This is a genomic window from Streptomyces sp. NPDC022910, assembly GCF_055561075.1.
In genome coordinates this window covers 52432-77342 of the sequence record NZ_JBVHHL010000017.1, presented here as the reverse complement: position 1 = coordinate 77342, position 24911 = coordinate 52432, and the positions used below count along the sequence as shown (strand labels likewise).

12 protein-coding genes are annotated in these 24911 nt (G+C 72.0%); 4 read left to right on the top strand and 8 right to left on the bottom strand.

The annotated features are described in order from the left end of the window. Positions 1-31: 31 nt before the first annotated feature. Entirely contained in the window at positions 32-1480 is a 1449-nt protein-coding gene (locus ACZ3TS_RS18480; RefSeq protein ID WP_467619016.1) for an acyl-CoA synthetase, read from the top strand. Further along, a complete protein-coding gene (locus ACZ3TS_RS18475) occupies positions 1473-2828 on the top strand; it encodes a carboxyl transferase domain-containing protein (RefSeq protein ID WP_467619014.1) in 1356 nt (451 codons plus the stop codon). The genes ACZ3TS_RS18480 and ACZ3TS_RS18475 overlap by 8 nt, the downstream gene beginning before the upstream one ends. On the opposite strand, the gene ACZ3TS_RS18470 is transcribed toward ACZ3TS_RS18475, so the two are convergent. Further along, positions 2803-6429, bottom strand: coding sequence for a S8 family serine peptidase (locus ACZ3TS_RS18470; protein ID WP_467619013.1), 3627 nt, complete (start codon positions 6427-6429; stop codon positions 2803-2805). The two genes, ACZ3TS_RS18475 and ACZ3TS_RS18470, sit on opposite strands and share 26 nt — an antisense overlap. Positions 6430-6853: 424 nt before the next feature. On the opposite strand from ACZ3TS_RS18470, the gene ACZ3TS_RS18465 reads away from it, so the two are divergent. Further along, a complete protein-coding gene (locus tag ACZ3TS_RS18465) occupies positions 6854-7891 on the top strand; it encodes a rod shape-determining protein (RefSeq protein WP_467619012.1) in 1038 nt (345 codons plus the stop codon). Between the two features lie 72 nt (positions 7892-7963). After that, on the top strand, positions 7964-8440 hold the full coding sequence (locus tag ACZ3TS_RS18460) for a hypothetical protein (RefSeq protein WP_467619010.1): 477 nt from the start codon (positions 7964-7966) through the stop codon (positions 8438-8440). Between the two features lie 205 nt (positions 8441-8645). On the opposite strand, the gene ACZ3TS_RS18455 is transcribed toward ACZ3TS_RS18460, so the two are convergent. The 7 genes from ACZ3TS_RS18455 to ACZ3TS_RS18425 all read right to left on the bottom strand — a co-directional run bounded on the left by ACZ3TS_RS18455 (position 8646) and on the right by ACZ3TS_RS18425 (position 24827). Next, positions 8646-9050 carry a hypothetical protein gene (locus tag ACZ3TS_RS18455; RefSeq protein WP_467619009.1) on the bottom strand — a complete coding sequence of 135 codons (405 nt, stop codon included), beginning with the start codon at positions 9048-9050 and terminating at the stop codon, positions 8646-8648. 426 nt (positions 9051-9476) lie between these two features. Beyond that, complete coding sequence (locus ACZ3TS_RS18450; protein ID WP_467619006.1) at positions 9477-10739, bottom strand: TIGR02679 family protein; 1263 nt, start codon at positions 10737-10739, stop codon at positions 9477-9479. Between the two features lie 41 nt (positions 10740-10780). Continuing rightward, entirely contained in the window at positions 10781-14926 is a 4146-nt protein-coding gene (locus ACZ3TS_RS18445; RefSeq protein ID WP_467619005.1) for a TIGR02680 family protein, read from the bottom strand. Beyond that, positions 14923-16146: a TIGR02678 family protein gene (locus tag ACZ3TS_RS18440; RefSeq protein ID WP_467619003.1), complete on the bottom strand. Its 1224-nt coding sequence runs from the start codon at positions 16144-16146 to the stop codon at positions 14923-14925. The genes ACZ3TS_RS18445 and ACZ3TS_RS18440 overlap by 4 nt, the downstream gene beginning before the upstream one ends. After that, a complete protein-coding gene (locus ACZ3TS_RS18435; RefSeq protein WP_467619002.1) occupies positions 16143-17753 on the bottom strand; it encodes a TIGR02677 family protein in 1611 nt (536 codons plus the stop codon). The genes ACZ3TS_RS18440 and ACZ3TS_RS18435 overlap by 4 nt, the downstream gene beginning before the upstream one ends. A gap of 260 nt (positions 17754-18013) precedes the next feature. Continuing rightward, on the bottom strand, positions 18014-18328 hold the full coding sequence (locus tag ACZ3TS_RS18430; protein WP_467619000.1) for a hypothetical protein: 315 nt from the start codon (positions 18326-18328) through the stop codon (positions 18014-18016). 4 nt (positions 18329-18332) lie between these two features. Continuing rightward, on the bottom strand, positions 18333-24827 hold the full coding sequence (locus ACZ3TS_RS18425; RefSeq protein ID WP_467618999.1) for an RHS repeat-associated core domain-containing protein: 6495 nt from the start codon (positions 24825-24827) through the stop codon (positions 18333-18335). Positions 24828-24911 lie beyond the last annotated feature (84 nt).

Below are 24911 nucleotides of genomic sequence, written 5' to 3'. Positions count from 1 at the left end.
TGTGTCCGCGACGACCCTAGGAGTACCTCGCGTGTCCTCCCTCTTTCCGGCCCTGACCGATTCCTCGGCCGGGCGGCGGCCCGCGCTCTGCTTCGGTGAGCGGGTCCTGACGTACGCGGAGCTGGCCGCGGCGGCGGGTGCGCTCGCCGGGCGCATCGGCAGAGAGGGCAGGGTGGCCGTCTGGGCCACGCCCTCCCTGGAGACCGCCGTCGGTGTGGTGGCCGCGCTGAGCGCGGGCGTGCCCGTCGTCCCGCTCAACCCGAAGTCCGGGGAGGGCGAGCTGGGGCACATCCTGTCGGACAGTGCGCCGAAGCTGGTGCTGGCCGCCCCCGGCGATGAGCTTCCCGATCCGCTGGGCGGGTTGGAGCGTGTCGATGTCGACGTGCGGGGCGCCGGCGCGTTGGCGCCCGCCGAGGTGGGTGACGAGGACCCCGCCCTGGTCGTCTACACCTCGGGGACCACGGGCCCGCCCAAGGGCGCCGTCATCCCCCGCCGTGCCGTGGCGGCCACGCTGGACGCGCTCGCGGACGCCTGGCAGTGGACCGGTGACGACGTGCTCGTGCAGGGGCTGCCGCTGTTCCATGTGCACGGGCTGGTGCTGGGCGTTCTCGGCCCCCTTCGGCGTGGCGGATCCGTACGTCACCTGGGGCGTTTCAGCACCGACGGTGTGGCGCGGGAGCTCGGCGACGGGGCGACCATGCTGTTCGGGGTGCCGACGATGTACCACCGGGTCGCGGAGGCGGTGCCCGGCGACCCGGAGCTGGCCAAGGCGCTGGGGCAGGCCCGCCTGCTGGTCTCCGGGTCCGCCGCGCTGCCCGTGCACGACCATGAGCGGATCGCCGCCGCGACCGGCCGCCGGGTCATCGAGCGGTACGGGATGACCGAGACGTTGATGAACACGAGCGTGCGCGCGGACGGCGAGCCGCGCCCGGGCACGGTCGGCGTGCCGCTGCCCGGGGTCGAACTGCGGCTCGTCGAGGAGGACGGCTCGCCGATCGCCGCGTACGACGGGGAGACGGTCGGCGAGATCCAGGTCCGCGGCCCGAACCTGTTCACCGAGTACCTCAACCGGCCCGACGCCACCGCCGCCGCTTTCACGTCCGACGGCTGGTTCCGCACCGGTGACATGGCGGTGCGGGAGGCCGACGGGTACGTCCGCATCGTGGGCCGCAAGGCCACCGACCTCATCAAGAGCGGCGGCTACAAGATCGGGGCGGGCGAGATCGAGAACGCGCTGCTCGAACACCCGGGGGTGCGGGAGGCTGCCGTCACCGGGGAGCCCGACGAGGATCTGGGCGAGCGGATCGTCGCCTGGGTCGTGCCGGCGGATCCCGCGAACCCGCCCGCCGCTGGCGATTTGGCCGACCACGTGGCGCGGCGTCTCGCCCCGCACAAGCGCCCGCGCGTCGTACGTCACCTCGACGCGCTGCCCCGCAACGACATGGGGAAGATCATGAAGCGGGCGCTGGGCGATGCCTGAGCGCCCGACCGCGCGGGAGGCCCTCGCCCTCCTCACGGACGACTTCGCGGAACTCCCCCGCCCGGCACGCGAGTCCAAGCCGGACGGTCCGCTGGCGTGGACGGGCTACGACGCCTCGCGTGCCCGCGCCGCCGCCCGCACCGGCGAGGAGGAGTCCGTGGTCTGCGGGCGCGCGACCGTCGGCGGCACCCCTGCCGTGCTGATCGCTTTCGAGTTCGGCTTCCTCGGCGGCTCCCTCGGCGAGCGCACCGGCGACCGGCTCGAGTCGGCGCACGTGTACGCCCGTGAACACCGGCTGCCGGTCGTATCGCTGGTGGCGACGGGCGGCAGCCGGATGCAGGAGGGCATGCTCGCGCTGACCCAGCTCCAGCGCGTGGCCCGCCAGTCGGCGCTCACCCGCGCGGCCGGGCTGCCGCAGCTCGCGGTCCTGCGTGACCCTACGACCGGCGGCGGCTGGGCCACGCTGGGCGCGGGCGCCGACGTGGTGCTGGCCCTGCCGGGCGTCCAGGTGGGTTTCGCGGGCTCCCGGGTACGCCCGCCGGACGCGGACCCGGCGGCGTACACCGCGGAGGGCCAGCTGGCCGCGGGCACGGTCGACGCTGTCGTACCGCCGGAGGAGTTGAAGGAGGCGGTGGGCCTGTGGATGCGGCTGCTCACCGCACCGTCGGACGAGCCCGCGCCCGTGCCCGGAGCGCTCGGCCCCGTGGACCTCCCGGCCACCGGCTGGGACGCCGTGCGACGCGCCCGCGATCCGGAGCGCCCGCGCGCCCGTGCCTACCTGGACGCGTACTTCACCCGCCGGGCGGCCCTCGGCGGCGACCGCTGCGGCGGCAGGGACGAGGGCATGCTCTGCGGCTTCGGCAGCCATGACGGCCGTACGATCGCGTACGCCGCCCAGACCGGCACCGCGACGCGCCCCCCGGGATACCGCACGGCCGCCCGTCTGATCCGCCTGGCGGACGCCCTGTCGATCCCCGTGCTGACGCTGGTGGACACTCCGGGCGCCGCCAACGACGCCGAAGCCGAGCGGCAGGGCGCGGGCGCCGCGATCGCGGACCTGTTCACCGCGGTCGCCATCGCCCGTACGCCCCTGACCTCGCTGGTGATCGGCGAGGGCGGCTCCGGTGGAGCGCTCGCACTGGCCGCGCCCGACCGCACATGGGTCACACCGGACAGCTACTTCTCCGTCATCGCACCGGAGCTGGCCGCCGCGATACTCAAGCGCCCGGCCGGGCAGGTGCGGGCGACGGCGGACCAGCTCCGCGTACGTCCCCAGGACCTGGTGGCCCTGGGGGTCGTACGGGGGATCGTGGGCGGCGGTGCTACTTCACCCTCACCGCCCGGATGATCTCCTGGGTGACCGATCCTCCCCGGTCGTCGCCCACCGAGGCGCGCAGGGAGACGTACTGCGCGCCGCGCGGCACGGTGAGCGCGCCGCGCCAGGAGTTCCCCGTGCCGGCGGTGAGCCTCACGGTCCGCCAGGAGATGCCGTCGTCGTAGGACACCTCCGACTGCGCGCCGCCGATCGTGCCGGTGCCGGACGCGCCCCGCACGTACGAGGCGGAGATCCCGACCGGCACCCGGCCGCCGCGGACGTCGCCCGCGAGGTCGGTGTCGACGTCGTAGGCCAGGTTGAGCAGCGGCAGGAAGGTCCAGCGGTCGTCGGGCGTGGCCGCCGAGCGGAAGGTCCACACGGAGTGGCCCCTTGTGGCGAGCTTCCAGCGGTCCGCGTCCAGGGTCGTGTCCGTGGCGACCTTGTAGGTGTGCTCGTCGGCGGGCGCGTCCCACACGTACACGCCGGAACTCGTCCTCCGGTCGACGAGCGCGCCGTCCCGGTACACGGCGGTGGTCTGGGTCATACCCGTGCCGTCGCTCCACACGTCGCCGAAACCGGTGTGGTCCGGGCCGGAGTCGCCCCAGCCGGGCGTGTTGAACTGCATCACGTTCCCCGAGCGCTGCTGGCCCCAGCCGAGACCGGTGCCGAGCCAGGGGTGCCAGACCGGCTTGAACCAGTTCAGAGTCCGGTGGTTTCCACCCCGGTAGCGGACCAGTCCGCCGCGCTGCTCCAGGGTGCCGTCACCGACCGACACGGACTCGTGCCACAGCTGCCCCGGCCCCGTCGACACATGGTCCGTGCGCTCGGCGGGGTAGTCGATCCGCTCCTGGAAACCGATCCCCACGGGGAAGGCGTCGGTGAGCGAGTACCGGAACTCGCCGCCGCTCGCCGGTTCCACGGCGTGGAACCTCGTGTCCAGCACGGCGAGTTCACCCGGTCCGGGCGCGTACGTGAGGTCCGTGTCGGGGACGGCCCCCTGATGTCCCCGGGACAGGTCGTACACGTACGGGGTGTTACGCGTCCCCGTCATGTCGACCCCCTTGGCCGCGCGCAGCCGGTCCGCGTCCGCCGCGTTCACGGTGGCGATCTGCAGCGGCCGGTCCGCGTTGTCGTCGGTGCCCCACCAGGCGTTCAGGCGCCCGGGGACGACGTCGGTCACGAACAGGGCCCTGACGCCCGCGTCCTGGGCCGCCTTGGCGAGCGCGGTGGGATCGGTGCCGTCGGTGAGCCGGGCGAGGACGGCCTTGCCGCGCGCATCAGCCGGAAACGGCCCGTCCCCCACGTCGACGAGCGGCAGCCGGGTGCGCCCCTCCATCAGCGTGCCGCCGGGCTGCGCGACCGCCTCACCGAGACCCTTGACCTCCAACAGGGGCTTGCCGAGCCGCCACACGGTCCGGTACTCGAAGCTGCCCCGGGTCACCTGGGCGGTGGGCGCGGCGAACACACTGTCGTACTTCACGGGCACCTGGACGGCGCCGAACTGGTCGGAGCCGTTCGCGTTCCGGTCGTACTCCATCAGCAGCTGGCGGGTCTCGGTGCGCCGGCCGACCTCGGCCCTGATCTCGTGGAGCTTCCTGCCGTCCAGCGTCACCTCGCGGTCCCGGTCGAGCGTGATCTCGGGCGCCGCGAGGAAGCCGAGCCCGAGGGAGTCGGCGCCGTGGCTGCCGTGCACGTCGAGGAAGGAGGTCACGCTGTACGTGCCCGGCTCGAGCCGCAGCTTCAGGGTGCCGGAGGAGCCGACGGAGGCGGGGAGCGGGTCGGCGCCCTGCGCGAGCTGCTGCACCCAGAGGTCGGCGGAGGCCGGAGCGCCGTCCCGGTCCTTGACGTCGACCGTGAGCGTGTACCGCTCGCCCTCCTTGACCAGTCCGAACGCGGTGTGTGCGGCGGGCGTGCCGTTCTCGGAGGCGACGATCTGCCCGGAGGTGGTGCCGACCGGCGCCTTCGACGCGTCGCCGGTGACGGTCGTGGAGGCGGTGCCGTGCGCGGGCACGGTGAGCGTGGAGTCGGCGAGGACGGCGACGCCCTCGGGCGCGCCCCGCACGGCGAGGTTCAACTCGACCGGCGCGTCGGCCGAGTTGGTGTAGGTGACGGTCCTGGTGACCGGCTTGTTCGCGGCGTACGGCCAGCTGTGGAAGCCGAGGTCGGCGCTGCCGGTGGCGGTGACACGCGCCGCGACGGCGTCCGGCACGCTCACGCGTCCGGCCCCCAACTGGTAGGCCGAAACATCCAGTTGCTTCGAGGTGGACATCAAGGCGTCCTTGAGCCGTGCGCCGGTCCAGTCGGGATGCTCCTCGGCGAGGAGGGCGGCGACCCCGGCGACGTGCGGGGTCGCCATCGACGTACCGCTCATCCGTGTGTAGGGGCCGCTGCCGCCGGCGAGCCCGGAGCGGGCGGCGAGGATGTCGACGCCGGGGGCGGAGAGGTCGGGCTTGAGGACGTTGTCGCCGTATCGCGGTCCCGCGCTGGTGAAGTAGGCGGCCAGGTCGGAGGAGTCGACGGCGCCGACGGCCAGGGCGGCGTCGGCGGCGCCTGGCGAGCCGATGGAGGAGGGCGTGCCGGTGTTGCCGGCCGCGACGACGAAGAGGGCGCCGGTCTCCTCGGAGAGGCTGTCGACTGCTTGGGCCATGGGGTCGGTGCCGTCGCTTGGCTCGGTCGAACCGAGACTCATGGAGACGATCCGGGCCCGCACCTCGCGCGCCGCCCACTCCATCCCGGCGATGATCTGCGACTCGCTGCCCGAGCCCTGGTCGCTCAGCACCTTGCCGACGGCGAGCGTGGCGCCGGGCGCGACACCGCGTTCCGCGCCCTCGGAGGCGGCGCCGCTGCCCGCGGCGGTGGACGTGACGTGCGTACCGTGCCCGTTGCGGTCGGCGACGTCTTCTCCGTCGATGAAGCTCTCGGTGCGCGCGACCCGCCCCGCCAGGTCGGGATGGCCGGTGTCCACTCCGGTGTCGAGGACGGCGACGGTGACGCCCTTGCCGGTCAGCCCGGTGTCCCACGCGGCCCGCGTGCCGATCTGCGCGTTGCTCTCGGCCATGTCGGCCTTGACCTGTCCGTCGAGCCAGACCTTCCCGACGCCGAGCTGCCCGGTGAGGGAACGCCAGAACGTCCTGCCCTTGTCGGCGTCGAGGGCGGCCCCGTCGATGCTCGGCAGCGATCGGGTCCTCTCGGCGCCCTTGGGGGTCACAGCCCGTACGCCCTTGCGGTAGGTCACGATCAACGGCAAGGTGCCCGAGCTCCGGTCGCCGAGCCCCTGCCGTATCAGCGCGCTGACGTCGAACAGCCTCCGGTCGAGCGTGCCGGCCCGCAGATAGGGCAGCGCCTCGTCCGGCACGACCGTGACGTCCCCGTTCGCGACCTGGGTGCGCACCGCACCGGTGGCTCCTCGGACCCGCTCGACGGCGACGGCCCTCCTGCCGCCGCCGAGGTCGGTGACGGTCACCTTGTCACCGGTGACGAGGGTGACGGTCTGCGCGGCACTCGTGGCAGTGGCCGTCGTCGGGCTGCCGGCGTCCCGCGCTGCCACCGGCCCCGCGGTCACCAGGGCGGACACGATCCCGGCGGACAGCGCGGACAGCAGCGCCGTGCCGCGTCTGACTGGTCCTGTCGTCATCTGGCCTCTCCTCGTCGGCTCCCGGGTGGTGTCCGAGTGCTGCGAAGAGTGTCATGTCCCTGGCGATGCGAGGAGGTGACCGCGGGTGGCGGGAAGGTGTCGTGGCGGCTTTCCGCCAGGGCGGACGGGCTCCGGCGCGCCCGGAGACACCCGGGACTCAAAGCGAAGGCAGCCGGCGCGGCCGAGGCACACGCCGGGAACGCATCGATCGACGAGCGGCACAGACCGACGCAGAGGTCACCGGAGGCACAGGTCCGGGGCGGGACACAAGCTTCTCGGCGTGCGGCATGCCCGAGATCGCCTGTCCGGTTTGCCCCCACCCGGCCCACCTCGAGAGGCGCGGCCCCGTTCCGCGGCACACGATGGACGAGGAAAGGCCCGCCGCCCGGCGGCCGCCCGCGGTCTGTTCTCGGAAGGTGCCGCCATGACCGTCAGTCTGGACCAGCTGCGCCGTTGCCACTTCGCCGTCGATCTGGGGGCGGCGCGGACCCGTGTCTACGTCAAGGGCGCCGGGCTGGTGGTGGACCAGCCGAGCGCCGCCGCCGTGAACACCCGGACCGGCGCACTGATAGCGGTCGGTGAGCTCGCCGAGAAGATGACGGGACGCACGCCCTCGTACATCCGCGTCGTACGGCCCGTTTCCGGCGGCACCGTCGTGGACATCGAGATGGCCCAGCGGATGCTGCGCCATCTGCTCGGCGAGAAGCTGCGCCGCAGCCTGCGCCGCAAGCCCCGGCTGAGGGCGGCCGCCTGCACCCCGCACGATGCGGACCCGCTGGCCCAGCGCGCGGCCATCGAGACGCTCGTGGGGCTGGGGGCCAGGAGGGTGGAGCTCGTCGACACGCTCGTCGCCGCCGCCGTGGGGTGCGGACTGCCGGTCGAGCAGCCCGAGGCATCCATGATCATGGTGTGCGGGGCCGCCGCCACCCAGATCGCCGTGCTGTCACTGGGGAACATCGTGACGGCCGAGCGGATCCCGGTGGGGGGCGAGGCGGTCGACCACGCGATCGTGCAGCACCTGCGGCACGAGCACGCGTTGATGCTGCCGAGCCAGTCCGTACGGCCCCTGCAACTCGCCCTGTCCGGCAACGGGCTCACCCCGCACGGGCCCGCGTCCACCGAGATCCTCGGACGGGACGTGGCGACCGGGCTCGCGCGTTCCGTGCTCGTCGACACGGCCGCCGTACGGGAAGCCATCCAGACCCCGCTGACCGCCGTCCTCGACGGCATCGGCAAGGTGCTGCGGGACTGCCCGCCCGACCTGGTGGCCGACCTCGCCGACCGCGGCATCATGATGGTCGGCGGCAGCGCCCTGCTGCCGGGCCTGGACCAGATGCTCCGCCAGGCGACCGGCATGCCCGTGCACATCGCCGAGCGTCCCGACATCTGCGCGGTCCAGGGGCTCGGCGCGATGCTGGAGGGCCGGATCCAGCCGCTGGTGCTGAATCCGTTGGCGGCCTGATCTCCTGCGTCGTACGCCGAGCGCCGCGCCACTAGGGTGAAGGGGTCGACCACGCCCGTGGAGGGGATCGTCGTGTCTCACATCGGCGTCACCGGCCACCGTCACATCCCCGCCGCGGTTCTCCCGGCCGTCCGCCGCGGCATGACCGCGGAGCTGAGCGCCGGTACGACCGCCGGGGCACTCAGCAGCCTGGCCGCCGGCGCCGACCAGCTCTTCGCCGGTATCGCCCTGGATCGCGGCGTCCCGGTGACCGCGGTGATCCCCGGCATGGACTACGAGACCCATCTCGGCGACGAGGAGGTACAGGCGTCGTACCGCCGGCTGCTCATGGCCTGCGCGGCCCGCGTCGAACTGCCGAGGGAGGCGACGCACGAGGAGGCGTACTACGCGGCCGGCCGCTGGATCGTCGACCACGCCGACCGCCTGGTCGCCGTCTGGGACGGGCGCCCGGCCCGCGGCCGGGGCGGCACCGCCGAGGTGGTGGCGTACGCGCGCACCACGGGGGTGCCGGTGACGGTGCTGTGGAGCCCGGGGTCCACGCGGGATTGACGCGCCGTCAACCACCGGCCCGCCTTCGAAACCATCGCCCGAACGACGGGGCAGCCGGTACGCATGATCGATCTCAAGGATCAGAGCCCCGCCCCACACCTCCGCTCACGAACGGGCTCTGCCGTATCCGCGTGGTCAGCCGTCGGCGCGGACCAATACGATCGCCCCAGCTCGGGAGTGGGCCTGAAACTCGCACGCAGCGGATTCATCTTCCAGCGCGCAACCGGGCGCCGAGGCAGAGGCTGGCGAGCAGCTCCGCGACCCGGTGGCGGCAGGTGCGCAGCGACATGCCCAGTTCCCGTGCGGCCGTCTTGTGCGTGGCGCCGGAGACCAGGGCGCGCAGGACCATGGAGGTCTGGTCATCTGTGCGGGGCCGTCTCGAATCGAGGAAGGTGGCCAGGTCAGCCGCGCTCTCCCAAGCGGCTTCGAACAGTGCATAGGTTCCGCCGATCAGGGTCGGCGAGGCACTCATGGTGTAGGTGCGCGAGCCCTGAGCGGCCAGGGCGGAGGGGGTCGGGCCGGTGAGGATCATGGTCCGCCGGTCGATCATGACGGTACCTTGCGGGAGCGGGGCAGTGGCGATCCGTACCTGGAAGCCATAGGCAGCCATCTCCCGCAGGGCCTCCCGGTCGCGCTCCTGCAGCGGGCCTCCCAGCCTCGCGGCCCCCGGCCTACGGTGTCCTCGGATCGCACCGGGGGAAAAGCCCGTTGGCCCCATCTCGAACCGTGTGACCGTCGGCGAGTTCCTGCAACACCACATCGACGGATGAGTCTCCGTGGCATCAGTCGCTGTCGTCCCCATAGCAGCAGGTCAGAGTGGCTTCGCGATGCCGTCCCAGCGCCGCCCTTCCGGGTCCTTCCGTCCCCTGCGTGGCCCCTGGCGGTCCGGAGGGCCCTCCAGCGAGAGGAGCTGGAGGGACGCCTGGCTGCCTCAGCCCAGGTTGAGTAATGGGGGTGGTCCGCTTTCACACCCTCCGGTAACGGAATTGCCTTCCGACGGGGAGGGCCGGCCCCTATCCACCTGGGCCGCCCCCGCTCAGTGGCCGAGGTCGGCCAGCAGGTCGACGAGCACCATCTCCTCCTCGATGCGCACCCCGAGTCCGGTCAGGGCCACGGGCAGATCGGGGTCCCACGCGGCGGTGGTCGGTGTGCCGGTCAAGGGCGAGGCCAGTGGAGTGGCGGCGACGGCGGTGCGGTAGTCGGCGGCCGTGTAGCGCCAGGGGTGCCAGGGGACGCGGCGCAGCAGGGCGGAGGCGATGCGCAGTCCGCCCCAGTCGAAGTCGCCGTGGTAGCGCAGCGTGGTGCCGTGGGTGCGCAGGTGGCGCAACAGGGTGAGGGCTGCGGCGGAGGGCTGGCCCTGGAGGCAGACCAGCGGTGGGCAGTCGATGCCCAGGGTGTCGGCCGCAGTGGCCAGGACGGTCGGATTCTCGCACACGTGGACGACGGCGGGTGCCGTGCGCGGCGGATTCCGGGTGAGCTGCCGCAGCGTCAGGATCGCGGGTTCGGCCGCGTCAGCCGACCAGTCGAGGGCAGGGGTGCCGCGCAGGCCCAGGGTGAGGACGGTGGAGGACAGGGCGTCCTTGAGGAGCCCGGCCGCGGCCCAGGCCTCGCGGCGCCACTCTGCTCCGCTGCCCTCCGGGAAGCCGGTCAGCGCGCGGGCGCCGGACAGGACGAGGGTGGCGAGCGGGGTGCCGTCGTCGAGGGCGTGGGCGTCGCCGAAGGTGCCTGCGGCGAAGGCGGGCAGGGACCCGGCGGGATCGGCCGGCAGTCGACGCAGGGCCTCGGCCGTGTCGCCCAGCAGGCTCTTCGCCGTCTGCGGGGTGCGGGCGAGCCGGCGTACGAGGCCGTCTGCGACGAGCCGCTCGGCCCAACCGGCCAGTTCGGGCCTGTCGGTGCGGATGAGCTCGTCGAGCGGGGCGTACCCGTCCAGCCAGGCGCGCTCCTCCCGCTCACGTACCTCGGCCAGCCGGGCGACAGGTCCGGTGAGGGCGGTGACGGCTGCGGCCAGGCCGTCGGGGCTGACGCCGGAGCGGCGCAGGACGGCGTCCACGGCGTCGAGACGGACGCTCAGCGTGCGTCCGGCGCCGGGGGCACGGCCCAACAGCCGTTCGGCGGCGGCCCGCTGCCCGGTGCTGGGGTCGCGCAGGGTGACCGGGCCGGTGAGAGGTTCCTCACCTGCCATACGGCGGCGTACACGGTCGACCAGCCAGGCCAGGTCGGGGTCGCCGAGCAGCCGGGGCAGGCGGTCGCGGTCGACGGGTGCCGCGGGCTGCCGGTGGGTGTCGGTGTGCTCGCTCATGTTCCCCTCGTTCGACTCCGCGGGCGCAAGTCGCCCCTCACTCATGTCCACAGGGCGTCCTGTGCCTCGGCCGTGTCCGGTGCTGCCTGCAGGCCGGTCCGCGAGTCGGTCGGCGAGTCGTTCCGCGAACCGGTCTGCGTGGGAATGCCTCCTGTCGGGCGGCCCGGTTCGCTGCCCCTGATCCGTGCGGCGCCGTCCCACTCCCAGCGGGTCACCAGGACCGCGGGGATCTCGTCGACGCGGGAGAGCTGGGCGATGGCGATACCGGGGACCTGCGGGTAGCAGGCCCATTCGCGTTCGGAGGTCATCACCACGTCCAGGTCGAAGGCGTGCAGCAGGCCCAGGCACTTGGCGCGGGAGTCGTCGTCGACGCCGGCGAAGGCCTCGTCCAGGGTGACCAGTCGGGGGGCGTGGGGGGCGGCCGTGGCGTAGTGGGAGGAGGCCGCGGCGAACAGCGGCACGCTCACGGCCAGAACGCGCTCGCCGCCGGAGGCGGGCCCGGTGGCGGGAACCCACTTGCCGTGCTGGTGGCGTTCGATGCCGAACTCGTGCCAGGCGCGGTAGTCGAGGGCCGCGGTGAGCACCTCCAGCCAGCTGCCCGCGGTGTCGTCGGCCTGCCGACGGGCGATCTCGGCCTGGAGGAACTCGCCGACCGCGTCCCGGTCCTCGGCCGTCCAGGCGTCGGCGGACTGGCGCAGCCGCTCGCGGGCCTGTGTCAGACCCGCCGGCGCCTTGCGCGAGGGCCGCCAGACGAGCCGCAGTCTCATGCCGGTGGAGGTGGGCCGCTCCTTCAGTTCGGCGTTCATGGCCTGCACCTGGCGCTCGGCGGCGCCGATCAGCTCCTGAAGGGTGCCGGCGACCTCGGTCAGCAGGTGGGTTTCCAGGATCTCTCGCTCGTGCGCGGACAGGATGCGGGTCAGCTCGGCGACCTCCGTGGCGAGGGCCTCGGCGAGATCGGGGACGGCCCGGGTACGGCCCTGGTAGACGATCTCGACGACCACGCCGTCCTCGGTCATCCGGGCCGAGGCGTTGTGGCCGCCTCGGGAAAGCGCGTCCTGGAGCTTCTTGTACTCCTCACTGAGCTTCTTCTGCACGCGTTCCCAGGCGCCGTCGGAGTCGTCGGTGCCGGACAGGTCGCTCTCGATCGCGCGGGCGAGCGCGATGGCCGGGGTGGCGGCCCAAGGTCCGGCGTCCACGGCGGGCACGGCCGCCTGGGGCAGGGCGACGGTGAGCAGCCCGGTGGCCGTGAACCGCTGGAGCGCGTCGATGGCCTCGGCGCGGGCCGCGGTGGCCTCGCGGACGTCGACTTCCAGGCGTTCGATGTGCCCGAGTGCCAGGTGGGCACGCCGGTCGGCGGCCGTTGCGTCCTCGCGTGCCCGGCGCTGCTCGCGCTCGCACGCGGCGAGCGCGTCGGCGGTGTCGGCGAGGCGCCGCTCCAGCTCCGCCACCGCCGCGCCGACAGTGGAGCGCAGGGTGGCGTGGCGTTCGTCGGCGGCTGCCGCCCTGCGGGCCGCTTCCTCGGCGCGCAGGGCCAGCTCCGCCACTCTTTCCCCGGCCCGCTCGGCTTCCGCACGCTCCTCGGCGAGGGCCCGTGCCGCGCCGGTGCGCTCGCGCAGTGCGGGCCACAGACCGGCGAGGACGGCGGTGTGGTCGGCCAGGGCCTGGCGGACGGCGGCGAGGTCCGCCCGGGCCGTGGGCAGGTTCACCGCGGCGGCGGTGTCGGTGAGTTCGGTGGCGGCCTCGGCCTCCTGGCGGGACGCCTCGGCGAGTTCGGTGGCGCGTTCGTCGCGGCGGGCACGGGCCCGGTGCGCGGCGTCGGCGGCCGCGGCGGTGAGGGCGTGCGCCCGGCGCAGGGCATCGTCGTCGGGGACGCCGGCCAGTTCGGCGTCCAGGGCGCTCCGGCGCCGGGCCACCATGGCGCGTTCGGCGTCGAGGCGGCCGATGCCCTCGGCGTACGCCGCGAGTTCGGTGCGCAGGGCGCTGATCCGGGCCCGACGGGCCTCCTCGCGGGCGCCCTCGCCCACGTACTCGGCGACCTGCTTCGACCAGTTGCCGGTCAGCGCTCCGACGCGGAAGCGGCCGTCGACGCTCACCCAGGTGTCACCGCCCGAGCCCAGCCCCACCCCGGCGAGCACGCGAGCGACGGTCCGCTCATCCACCGCCGCGGCCTGCCGGTCGCCGTGGTCCACGGCCGGGCGGAGCACGTCGGCGAGCGTGCTGCCGGTCACCGGGCCGACCGGCGAGAGCAGAACGTCATACCCGTCGGCACGTAGCACAGTGCCGTCCGGGCACACCCAGGCGTCCAGGAGCCCGGACGCCTCCAGCGCGGCCTCCAGCGCTGCCCGTTCCCCCGCCGTGACCTGGTCGTGGAAGTCGACCAGCCGCCACAGGGGTGCCCCCGGGACCTGCTCGCGCAAGCCAGGGGTACGGGTCCCAGGCGCCGTCGGCCCGCGCCGGCCGCCCGCCTCCAGCTCGGCCAGCTCTCGCTCGGCCTCGACGCGCCGGGCGTTCAGGCCGGCCCGTTCCTGCCCGAGGAGAGCGGCCCGGTCGGCCAGCTCCGCCGCACGCGCGCGGTGGGCGTGACGGGCCTCCTCCCGTGCCGGGTGAGATCCCTGACAGTGCGTCACCCAGTCCTGGAGGGTGTCGAGCAGCCCGGCGGAATCGGGGACGGTGAGTTCCTCGCAGGCGTCCAGGTGGGCGCGGACGCGGGCGACGAGGTCCGCGCCCGCCACCTCGGTGTTCTGCTCCGCCTCGGCCTGCCGCTGTGCGGTGTGGCCGGCCTCGGTCTCGGCGTCGTCCAGATGACGGACGGCGGCGCGTCGCTCGGCGGCGGCCCGGTCGGCACGGCCCGCCAGCTCCTCCACATGGTCGACGGTACGGCGCCTGCGTGCCACCGACTCCTCGGCGGCACGCCGCAGTTCGGCCTCCGGTGCGCCGTAGGTGCGCGGTACGTCGTCGAGGCGAGCCGCATCAGCGGTCTCCCGGGCGTGTTCGGCCAGGTCTGCGACCCGCTCCTCGGCCGCCGCAAGGCGCCGCTCGGCCGTGGCGAGGCGCCCCAGGGCCCGGGTGTGCACCTGGGCCGCCTCCTGACGGTCGGCCTCGGCCCGGTTCAGCTCCTCGGCGGTACGGCGCGCCTCGGCCGCCGCCTGCTCCAGCTCGCGGGCACTGCGCATCTCGGGGCCCTCGCGCAGAGCGGCCTGCTGTGCCTTCAGCCGCGTGGCGGTCTCCTCCAGCTCCGCGAGCCGCCCGGCCGCGGCCTCCCGGTCCGTCTCGGCGTGCTCCCGCTCGGCCCGGGCCTGGACCAGGTCGCGGTGCAGCTGCTCGTAGCGGGCGTGCTCGCTGCGGGGCAGCCGGGCACGGCGGCGGGCGGCGACGCGGGCGTAGCGCCGGTAGTGGTCCAGGAAGGCGGAGGCGGCCCGCTGCGCCTCGCTCGCCGCCCGCAGTTCCTCCTTTTCCTCGTCCAAGGACCGGAACGCCTCGGCCACGTCGACGATCACGGCCTGGTCCATCGGCGGCAGCGCCTCGGTCAGCGCCCGGGACAGGGCGGCCTCGCTGGGCCGCTTCGACAGCTGCGGCTGGCGCAGCTGGATGAGCAGGTCGACCAGGGCGGCGTAACGTCGCTCGGCGAGGCCGAACAGCGCCTCGTCGACCGCACGGCGGTACGCCGTGGCCGTGTCGTACACCATGCCGTGCCCGGCGAGAGCCTCCGCGAGCCGGTCTCGCGACAGGGCGGTGCCGGTCGCGTCCAGGAGGCTCAGGTCCTGGCCGATCCGCTGGTCGGTGACCGCGTACCAGTGGCGTGCGATGCCGCGGCCCGCGACGGCCTTCAGCCCGCAGGCGAGGGTGCGGAAGTGGCTCTGTCCGGTGTCGGTGTCGACACGGCCGAACTCGATCCAGGTGTAGCCGAGCCGCTCGGGATGGGGATGTTCCCCGCCGAGCAGCAGGTTCCACTCCATGCGCTTGCCCGGGTCGGCGTCGGGCTCCACGCGGCGCGCCGACAGGTCGCCGTCCAGCAGGAACGGGAGCGTGAGAGCGAGCACCTTGGACTTGCCGGTGCCGTTGTTGCCGCGCAGCAGCAGGCGGCCGTCGCGGAACCAGAACTCCTCGGTGTCGTAGTAGAAGAGGTCGACCAGGCCGAGGCGCAACGGCCGCCACCGGCCGGGCGCGGGCTGGGGCAGGGCCGTCACGGTTGCTGTGCCTTTCCCTGGGGATGGCTTGAGGATTCGACGACGCTCTCGCCGACCGCGTACCGGGCGAGCGCGGGAAGCGGGGCCACGCCTGCGGGCCTACGCCGCACCAGACCGAGCGCGGTCAGCTTGGCCAGCGCCTGCTCGACCAGCTCACCCTCCGTGCCCGGCTGCTTGGCGCTCTTGGACCAGAACGCGCCATGGACGGCGGCCAGTTCCCGTACGTGCCGTTCCAGTTCGGCCCGGGTCACCTCGCCGTCCGCGCCGGCGAGGTGCTCGGCGAGCAGCAGGGTCACGTGCCCGTGGGTGCCCTGTTCTGGCATGCGTACGTCGGTGAGGTCGTCGTGGGGGTCGACCATGGCGATGCCCTCGGCCCGCGCCTCGGCCACCAGGCCGGTCAGTTCGCCGACGCGTGCGGTGAGGAAGGCGCGCTGGCGGGTCAGGTAGACCAGCTCCTCGTCGGTCAGCTCGTCGTAGTAGAGCACCGGGTCGTCCAGGAGCCGGCGGGTCAGCTTCTGGCGGATCGCGCGGAAGCGCAGCTCGTCGCTGTCCAGGGCGCTCTCCGCGGTGAGGGCGTACAGCCGCTCCTCGAATCCGTCCGCGTCGATCAATGACGGGCCGTGGCGGGCGGCCAGCAGCCCCGCCAGGACGCGGCGTTCCACGTCGTAGAGCACGTCGCCCGCCCCGCTGACGTAGGCGTCCTCGTCCCCGGCCACCCGGCGCAGCACTCCGTACCGCAGCAGCAGCCGCACCACGGCGGCGAGATCCAGGCGCTCCTCGCGCCGTTCCAGCGTGAACTCCACGCCGGCCGCGGCCAGCTGCGGGTCGGCGGCGCCCAGCACCACCTGTTCGGCGAGGCGGCCGAGCGTGATCTGCGCCTCCCCGCGTTCCAGTGCGGCCAGCGCCAGGCACAGCAGCACATAGCGGCGGCGAGTGAACGGCACACCGGCACGGGACGCCTCGCGCGCCGGGTGGGTCGCGTCGGCCAGGGTGCCGGGCGTCTTGCGCAACCGGGCGGACTCCGCGTCCACCCGCAGCGACCAGCCGGTGTTGCGGTCGAACCAGTCACGCAGCTCGGCGGCGTACCGGCGCACCAGGCGGTAGGCGTCGGCGCCGGGGCCACGGGCGAGCAGCAGCGGCTCCTTCAGCAGGGCGCGGGCGGCCCTGTGGAACTCGGCGGTGCGCCGGTCGTCCAGGACCTCGCCCAGGGATGTGGTCATCGCGCCTCCCCCGCGGGCATGCTCACCGTGAGGTCGGTGATCGCGACGGTGTGGTCGGGCCCCCGGAACACCCCGCCCGGCGTACGGATCTCGGCCGTCGTACCGTCGTCCAGAGCGGTGAGGCGGATCTCCATCGTGCCGTCGTTGCTGGTCGCCACGGTCGTGGTCGTACCGGGCCGCCAGGTGGCCAGGGCGTCGCCGAGCAGCCGCAGGAACAGGCCGAAGGCCACCGGGTCCAGCTCACCGAGCGCGGACAGCCGAGTGGTGCCGTCCGTCGCCAGCCGGGCGCGGGCGGCCGTGATCTCCTCCGCCTGCTTCGTGGCGAGCTCGGCCAGCAGCCGCCGCTGCTCGGACCGGTCCTGCACCTTGCGGGGCTTGCCGCGCCGCTCGTAGCTCCCGGTACGGCGCAGTTGCGGGCTGATCCGCAGCGGTTCGGATTCGGCCCAGGGGGTGGAGGGTGCTACCGGACGTGCCTCGCGTGCGGCGAGGGTGTCGGTGTCGACGGTGAGATGACGGACGGGGTAGAGGCCGAAGGCGGCGCGCCACAGCCGGTGCCGCGCCCCGTCGTCCGGGGCTTCGGCGAACCAGCGGGCCAGGACGCGGAAATCCGCCGACCGGTCCGAGCGCCCGGCCCGCTGCTCGTTCAACTGCCGTACGGCTGCCAGGAGTTGAGGGATCGCGCCGAGTGCACGTCCGCGCAGCAGGCGGGCCTGGGACTCGCGGCCGTCCGCCGACACGAACCAGGCGGCGAGCCCGGACCAGCGCCCCGCCCACCGCTCGTACGCCTGCATCTGGGCAGTGTCGGCCTCGTCCGGAGCGGCGTCGGCCGCCTCCCGTGCGGCCGCCAGCCGCAGCAGCACGCCCACCCGGTCCTCGTCCTCCAGCTCCCCGATGAGCAGGGCGATCCGCCCGCCGAGAGTGATCAGATCCTGGATGAACCGCTCCAGGTACTGGATCAGCCGGTCCTTGTAGGCGAGGAACACCTCGACCTCGACGCCGTGCAGATCGATGGTGCGCTGCAGCGACCCCATGAACGCACGCGCGTTCTCGGCCAACGCCTCAAACCTGTGCGTCAGCGCGGACAGCGCCAGGTGGGCCTTGGCCGCGTCCGGTTCGCCCTCGGCGGCGATCACGAGCAGGGCCCGCAGGTGCGTGACGATGTCGTGCAGCGCCACCGCCTGGAGAGCCCCGCGCCGCCCCAGCGCCTCGTCGTACACCGACAGCGCCTGCTCGGCGGCCTCGCCGGCCTGGGTGAGCTGGTAGATGAAGCGTCTGCGGTAGAAGTCCTCGACCGCGGTGACCCGGGAGGTGTCCGGGTCCGCCCGCAGATTGCCCCACCCGACGAGGCTGTCCAGCGCCTTGACGACGGCGTCCGGACCGGCGGGGCGGTCCTCCGGCGGCAGTGCGGCGTGCACGTCCTCAGGCCGCAGATGCACCGCGAACCGCTCCTTGGCCGCCAGGAACACGCGCATCACCTGGCGGTAGAGGGCGGCGTTGGGTGCGGTGAGGTGGGCGAAGGGGGCGTACGACGTCTCGGTGGACGACGCCGCGGGTATGGCGGCCCCAGCGGGGCCGATGCGGTCCGGTTCGGCAGGGCGTGACGTCATCGTCCTGGCATTCTTCCCGATGAGGCCCCCGTAGCGGCAATCCCTCACCCTCACGAGGGGGCGCCATAAGCCGCACCGTCTGCCACCGCAGCCGCAGGGCCAGGTAGGAACAGGGTGAGGGCGGCACGCGCAGAATCCGGGCCGCCCAGCACCACCACCACGTCGTGCATGTCGCGTGCGACGCGCCCGGATGACGCCCTCCGAGCCCCGGACGGGTGGTCCGGGGCTCGTCGTGTGCGGTGGCGGTGCAGCGCGAGGCCTCACATCTCGGGCTCGCCCGCGGGGTCCAAGGCGAAGGTGACTCTTTCTCCGACCCGCACCGCAGCCTCGATCATTCTCTGGCGTTCGTCCCCCGCGTAGAGGTCGGCGCAGGCGCTGATCGCCGGGTACAGCTCCGAGAGGAGGAGAGCAGCCGATTTCGGAATGACCTCGGCTGTGCGCCACTGCTGCCCGAGCCGGTCGATCTGCCTGCACAGCTCGTCCAGCGCCGGCTGATCGAAGCCGTCGTTCAGGCGCAGGGGACCGATGAATCCCTCAGCCGCGTCGTTCAATTGCGACACGAGTTCCTCATCCACTGGATCATTCCTCATCTTCGACCATTCCGAGTATGGCGTTCGGGTTTATGTATCTCTCGACCAGGGCCTCTTGCGATGATTGCGCGTTGTTGAGTGAACGAAATCCTCGCAGATACCTTGCCCTGTTTTCCGGGGTGGTGAGGTCGACCAGCCGCGCCTCGACTTTGTCTCCGTCGATGATAGCGACCCGTTGACCGGGCTGGCGCCACTTCTTGATCACATCCCAGCTCTTCGTCACCGAAATCCACTGGGTCCGTACCCGGCTCCCCTGACCGATCTGCACGTTAATGGTGTAGTCGCCGTCGACGTTCTTGGCGAACAGCCCCTCTGCCGGATCCTCGTCGGGGCGCAGATTTCTGTACCAGATTCCGGCAGCTGCCGCCGAGGGGCCACCACGCAGAACGTCTTTGAGAGACTCTCCCGACGAGTCTGCCGAAATCATCGGGAAGTACCCGAAGTCCGTGGAGTTGTTCGCGTCGGGCCGGCTCTTGGGGCAGGCGCCGGGGGCCTCGCGACAGAAGACCTCCCAGAATGTCTCACTCGCCAGGTGGATTCCGTTACGGGCGTCCCACATGTCGCCGGAGTCCGTCATCCGGTTCTGCTTGTCGACCATGTGGAGTGCATCGAGCCATGCGCGTTTTGCCTCTGCGTCGAACTGGCGCGGCGGGATCGGCGCGATCGTGACCGGATCGCTGGCCGGGGCACTGCCGGTGCCACCGCCGCTGCCGCATTTGTGCGTGTCGCAGTAGTGGCTGGAGCCCTTGTACTTCTTCGACCCCGGGTCGTTTTCCTCGTGATAGGTGCCGTACGTGCCGTTACTGCCGGAGCAGTAGTGAACCGGCCCACAGCTCTCCAGGCCCGTGGGGTCGCTCTGGGTCACCGGGCTGTTGTCGGCGTAGGTGTAGCCGTTGAGGGATTGGGTGTCGCTCGTGTCGAGTTCCGGGTCGACGCTGAGGAAACGGCCGATGGTCGGGTCGTATTCGCGGGCGCCGACGTAGGTGAGGCTGGTGGAAGAGTCGGCGGACTTACCGAGGAAGGCCTTGTCGTCGGGCCAGGTGCCGGTGCCGCCGGTGCGGGAGGCGCCGAAGGGGGTGGTGTATCGCTTCGTGACCGCCTGGCTGGTGGCGTCGAGGGCCAGGCTGCTGGTGCCGTGCTGGTCGGCTGCGAGCCAGGAGAGGGTCTCGGTGCCGGTCTTGTTGGTGCGCAGAGCGATGACCTGGCCGCCGGCGTTGTAGTACCGCTGGGCCCAGTACTTGGCGGTCGAGGTGGAGGTGTCGAGGTGGACCTCTGTGCCGTCGTCGAGGTGGAGGACGGTCTCTCCGCCGGTGTTGCGGCGGATCAGGAGGGTGCCGTCGGCGTCGTAGACGTGGCTGGTGGTGCTCTTCGTGGTGCCGGAGCCGGACTTCTCGGTGAGGGTGCTGAGTTGGCCCTCGGGGCTCCAGGTGAGGCTCTGGGTGTCGGTGCCGTTGGGGCGGCCGGTGGTGTTGCCGGTCGCATCGTAGGCGTACGTGGCGGTCACACCCGTGCACGAAGTGGCCGCGGTGGTGGCGGTCAGGCCGTGCGGGTGAGCAGTGTCGCCGTAGCAGTACGTCTTGGTGGTGTCACCGGCGGAGGTGTGGCTGGTCTCCGTGCTGCGCAGGCCGCCGTCGGTGTAGCTGTACGAGGTCCAGTAGGGGGAGGCGCCGCCGAGGTTCGCGGTGGTGCGGCCGGAGGCGGAGCAGTCGGCGGTGGACGGGGTCCAGGCCTCGGTCAGGCGTTGGTGGCCGTCGTAGGTGAAGCACTGGTCGTCGGCCTTGCCGGTGCCGCCGAGGGTGGTGGGGTCGGTGATGGAGGTGACGTTGCCCGCGTCGTCGTAGCTGTAGTTCAGTTCCTGCAGCTCGTAGTTGTGGGTCTGGTCGGTGACGGCCGACTGCTTGAGCCGGTCGGTGCCTTCCTCCCAGGTGTTGGTGATGTATGCCTTCTTGGTGCCCTCGGCCGCGGACGTGCCCAGGGTGAACTGCTGGGGCTGGCCGATTTCGGAGTAGGCGGCGCCGAGCAGGTAGCCGCTGAGGCCGGCGACGTCGGTCGGCAGACCGACACTGTTGTAGTGGGTGACGACCTTCTCTGCGGCCAGGCCTGCGGCGGCGGGTTCGGAGATGTACTGCTGGGTGCCATCGAGGTTGTAGTACGTCGAGAGGGTCAGCGTGGAGGTGACGGCGCCGGAGGTGACCAGGGCGTCGGTCGAGGGCAGGACCAACTGGGTGGTGGTCGGCCGGTACAGGCTGTCGTAGGCGGTGACCTTGCGGGTGTAGGCGGTGCCGGTCACCCCGCCGACATAGCTGGTGGACGAGTCCAGCTGCCCCTTGGCCAGGGTGTCATAGGCCCAGTGGGCGAGCTTGTTGGCGTCGGTCTTGGACGTCTGCCACTGGTCGGTCTTGCGGCCGAGTTCGTCGTAGCCGTACAGGAGGGTGGTTTTGCGGGAGTCGGTGGTGGTGGCGACCTGATCCAGGTCGGTGTACGACGTGGTGCTCGTGCCCTTGTCCGGGTCTGTCGCCGAGACCTGACGGCCGAACAGGTCGTACGTGTAGGACCACTGGGTGCCGTCGGGGCCGGTGACGATGTCCGGTTTGGAGTCGCGGGTGTAGGTGTACTTCGTGGAGGTGTAGGCGGTGCCGACGCCCGAACCATAGGCGGTGTCGGCCGGGTCGGTACCGGAGTACTCGCGCTGCTCGGTGGTGCGGCCGAAGACGTCGATGATGGTGCGGGCCGCGGATCCACCGGCCAGGGCAGTGGTGGCGGTGGAATCTCCGGTGTACGTCGTCGATGTGGACCGCTTCTTGACGCCGTAGACGTAGAAGGTGCTGTTGGTCGGGCGTTCGGCGCCGTCGAAGGCGGTGTCGGTCTGCTTCGGTGCGCCGCCGTATTCGGCACGGGCGTAGCTGCCGGAGGGGGTGGCGGTGGAGTCGAAGACGTCGGCGTAGGTCTCGTAGGCCAGGCCGCGGCTGTCGTAGCGGGCGTCGGTCAGCAGCCGGCCGCCGTTCGCGGTCGGAGACTGGGTCTGCAGCGGCCGGAGCAGCGAGTCGTAGATCGTGTAGCTGGTGTTGTAGACGCCTTCGCCGAGGATGCTGGAGGTGGAGACCCAGGACGGGGCGTTGTTGGTGACCGAGTAGGCGTAGGTGTAGTTGGCGCCGTATCCGGCGGCGCGAAGGTGGTTGGGCAGCCAGACGGCGGACACCCGGCCCAACGCGTCATAGGTCGACTCGGTCAGCTTCGTGTTGACGTCGTAGACCTTGACGGGAGTGCCGCGAGCGTAGTCGAGGTAGGTGTAGGACTTCTGAGTCTTCGCGTTGGTGACCGTGATCTTGGTCAGCGGTCCCGTCGTGGTCGGGGTGTAGACGGTGGTCGTCGGGTTGCCCAGCGCGTCGGTCACGCTCAAGGGCCGGCCCAGGGTGTCGTACGTGGTCTTGGCGACGGTCTGCCAGGAGGTCGGGGACCGCTCGCCGTTGGTGGCCGTGGCGGGGTAGGCGGAGGCACGTCCGGTCCAGTTCGCGTCCCCCAGGGTCGGGGTCTGCGAGGCGGTCCAGGCGGTGGCGGTGGCGGTGTCGTAGACCGTGGCCGCATCCGACAGCACGTCCCCGCGAGCGCTCGACGAGGCCGGCAGGCTCAGGTCGGTCTCGGCGGTGGAGCAGGCGCGGCCGACGACGCGGGTGCGGGAGACCAGGGAGTTGATGCCCAGGCTGTCGTTGCGGGCATACCAGGTGCGAGTGCAGGTCTCGTCGCCGGTGACGGCCGTGTCGCCGGCGTCGTAGACGGTGGCGGGCATGCCGTAGCTGTCAAAGCTGGTGGTCACGCTGCGGGTGCGCCAGTTGGAGGCGGCGGTCAGGTAGGTCGAGGTCTGCGTCTTGTAGGTGTGGACGAAGTAGGCCTCGATGTTGGCGTACGACTTCTGCTGGCTGGCCGTGCGGCTGGACCAGGGGTCGTTGACAGTGACGGTGACCGGGGTGGACCCGTTGTAGGTGATCTGCTCGCGGGTAAAGCCCGAGAAGCGCTCGCTGTCGGTCTGATCAGCCACGCTCAGGCCGGTGAAGCCGATGCCCGGGACGGAGACCGAGCGGGTCGTGCCGTCCTTCTGCTTGTCACCATCCATGCCCTGCAGATACAGCGACACGGTCTTGGACTGGGTTTCGCTGGACGCGCCCTTCAGCGTGGTGACGGTGCGGTAGCCGCGCCAGTCGGACCAGGTGCGCTCCTTGGCCGGGGTGAACGGGTCGTTGTTGTAGTGCCAGGCCGGCCCGGAGTAGCTGTAGTGGTTCTCCATCGTCTCGCCCAGACCGGTGGGGTCGGAGGTGACGACATCGGTGACCCGGTACTTGTTGAACCAGTCCAGCGACGCCTCGGTGGCACCGTTGATGTGCCAGTAGACCGGGTAGCAGCTCATCGTGTCGTTGTCCTCGGAGGACGGCATGTTCGAGCCGCGTACACACTCCGGGTTGGACAGCGTCACCGTGGTGATGGCACCGGCCTCGGAGGTGACGGTCTGGATGCGGGGCCGGTTCAGCGGCAGGACGTTGTCCGTGGAGGAATCGACCCGGTTTTCCCGCATCTGGTAGGTGAACGTGACCGGGTCCAGGGAGATGGCGGTGCCGTTCTTGCCGGTCTGCTGGATGCTCTTGAGGACGAGGGTCTGGTCGGTGCTGTTGCCGATGTCGCCCGGGTCCAGGAACTGCTGGGTCAGCGCCCAGGAGTCGACATCCGTGTAGGCGCTGGAAGCGGCCGACCAGGCGTGGGTGTCAATGCTGGTCAGGCGCTTGCGGGTGAAGAACGCCGGGCCAGTGGCCTTGCAGTCCGCGCCGGAGGTGCAGATGGAGTCGTACGGGACGTCGGGCCAGCTGGAGGCGGTGGAGGAGGTCAGCGAGGAGCAGTCGGAGGCGGTGCACCGCTCGTCATAGCTGAAGGTGACCTCGTCCGAGGCGGTGCCGGTGAACAGGGTGTCCTTGTTCTGCCCGTAGAGGATCTTGGTGACGTAGCCGCCCCGCGTGTACTGGGCGGTGCCGGTGGACGCGCCGTTCTTTCCGTAATAGTTGGTCTCCGCGGTGTACCAGTACGACATCGCGTTGCCGTGCAGGTCCACGACGTAGTCCAGATTCCAGCGCCAGGCCTGGGTGACGGCCCGGTCGGCGAAGACGGAGCCCTGGTCATAGCCGGGCTCGCCGGAGTTGTTGCCGAACACCGGCACGGTCCAGACGGAGTTGGTGCGCTGGGTGTCCGAGCCCGGCAGCTTGTTCAGGCCGAAGACGTATCTGGTGCCGTCGCCGGTGGTGACGGTCCAGTATTCGCCGTCGTTGTCGCCGTTGTCGGCGCCGGTGGAGTGGGTGACGGTGGAGGCGTCGTCGTCCTTCAGGTGCCAGACGCCGGTGGTGTCGTCCTTGACCAGTTCGGTGGACTTGCCGTTCAGCACGAGCGAAGCGTTGTCGTACTTCCAGCATTGGTCGTACTTGCCGCTCTCGCCGTCGTCGTCGCACGAAGCGTAGGACCGCTCGACGTAGGAGGACGCCACGTCGCCGAAGCCCTCACCGACGAGCGTTCCCTGGTTGTTCGTCGAAGCCGTCCTGCCGTCCACGCTCCCCGAGTCGTACGACAACGACAGCTGCGGCGACGGTCCCGCGGCGGCCGGCGGAGTGGTCAGAGGGTAGGACCAGGTGAAGCCGCCCGAGGCACTGCCAGCTTCCCAGCTGGAGGAGGCCGAGAGCGGGCTGGCCGCGTAGTTGCCGGCACCGGAGGCCGATTCCCCCGATGATGTGGCGGTCACGGCCAACACCGTGGCCGAGGACGTTGTTCCGGCAGCCATCAGGGACGTGCGCAGCGCCGAGCGCGAGGCCCGCGCAGTGCCGATGCCGTTGCTTGCGTCCCCCAAGCTGACCTTGGCCGACAGCGTCTGAGCACCGATGTTGTTGTGCGAGCCGAGCGGGGTCTGCGTCTGGCAGGCGGCCTTCTGCGGCGTAGTCAGCACGCAGGCCGGGAGCTGGACCAGCCGCAGGCGACCGGACCAGCCGCCGCCGTAGGCGGAGGCGAACGCCGAGTAGTCAACGCTCACCTGGGCGGAGCCCGGCTCGGCGGCCGATGCCGTCAGCAGCACACCCTTGATGCCTGCTGCCCGGGCCTGCTGCTGTCCGAGAACCCGCACCTGAACCTGGCCCGCCGCCGAATTGGTCCCCCGCCCAGGTACGACGGTGACCGGCAGTCCTCCCGCTGTCAGCTTGGCCACGCCCTGCCCTGGTATTCGTCCGGTCACCTCGGCGGTGTGCGGCCAGGCCACGTGCTGCTGGGCACGTGCGCGCTGGGCCTGGGCCGCGTTGGCGACCCTGGTTCTCGCGACCTGCGCACGGGCTTTCTTCGCACCCAGGCCTGGATGCTTCTGTACCTTGTCGACCCGCTGCTTCGGCAGCACCGGCTTGCCCAGGCCGCCCCCGGCAGCATGAGCCGCCGGCACCCCAAGTCCCGCCGGAACGACCAGCGCCATGCACAGCGCCGCGACAACAGGTGCCCGCCGACGGCGTACAACTCGCCCCAGTGCAGGTGCACGCCACGGCAACAAAACGCCGCG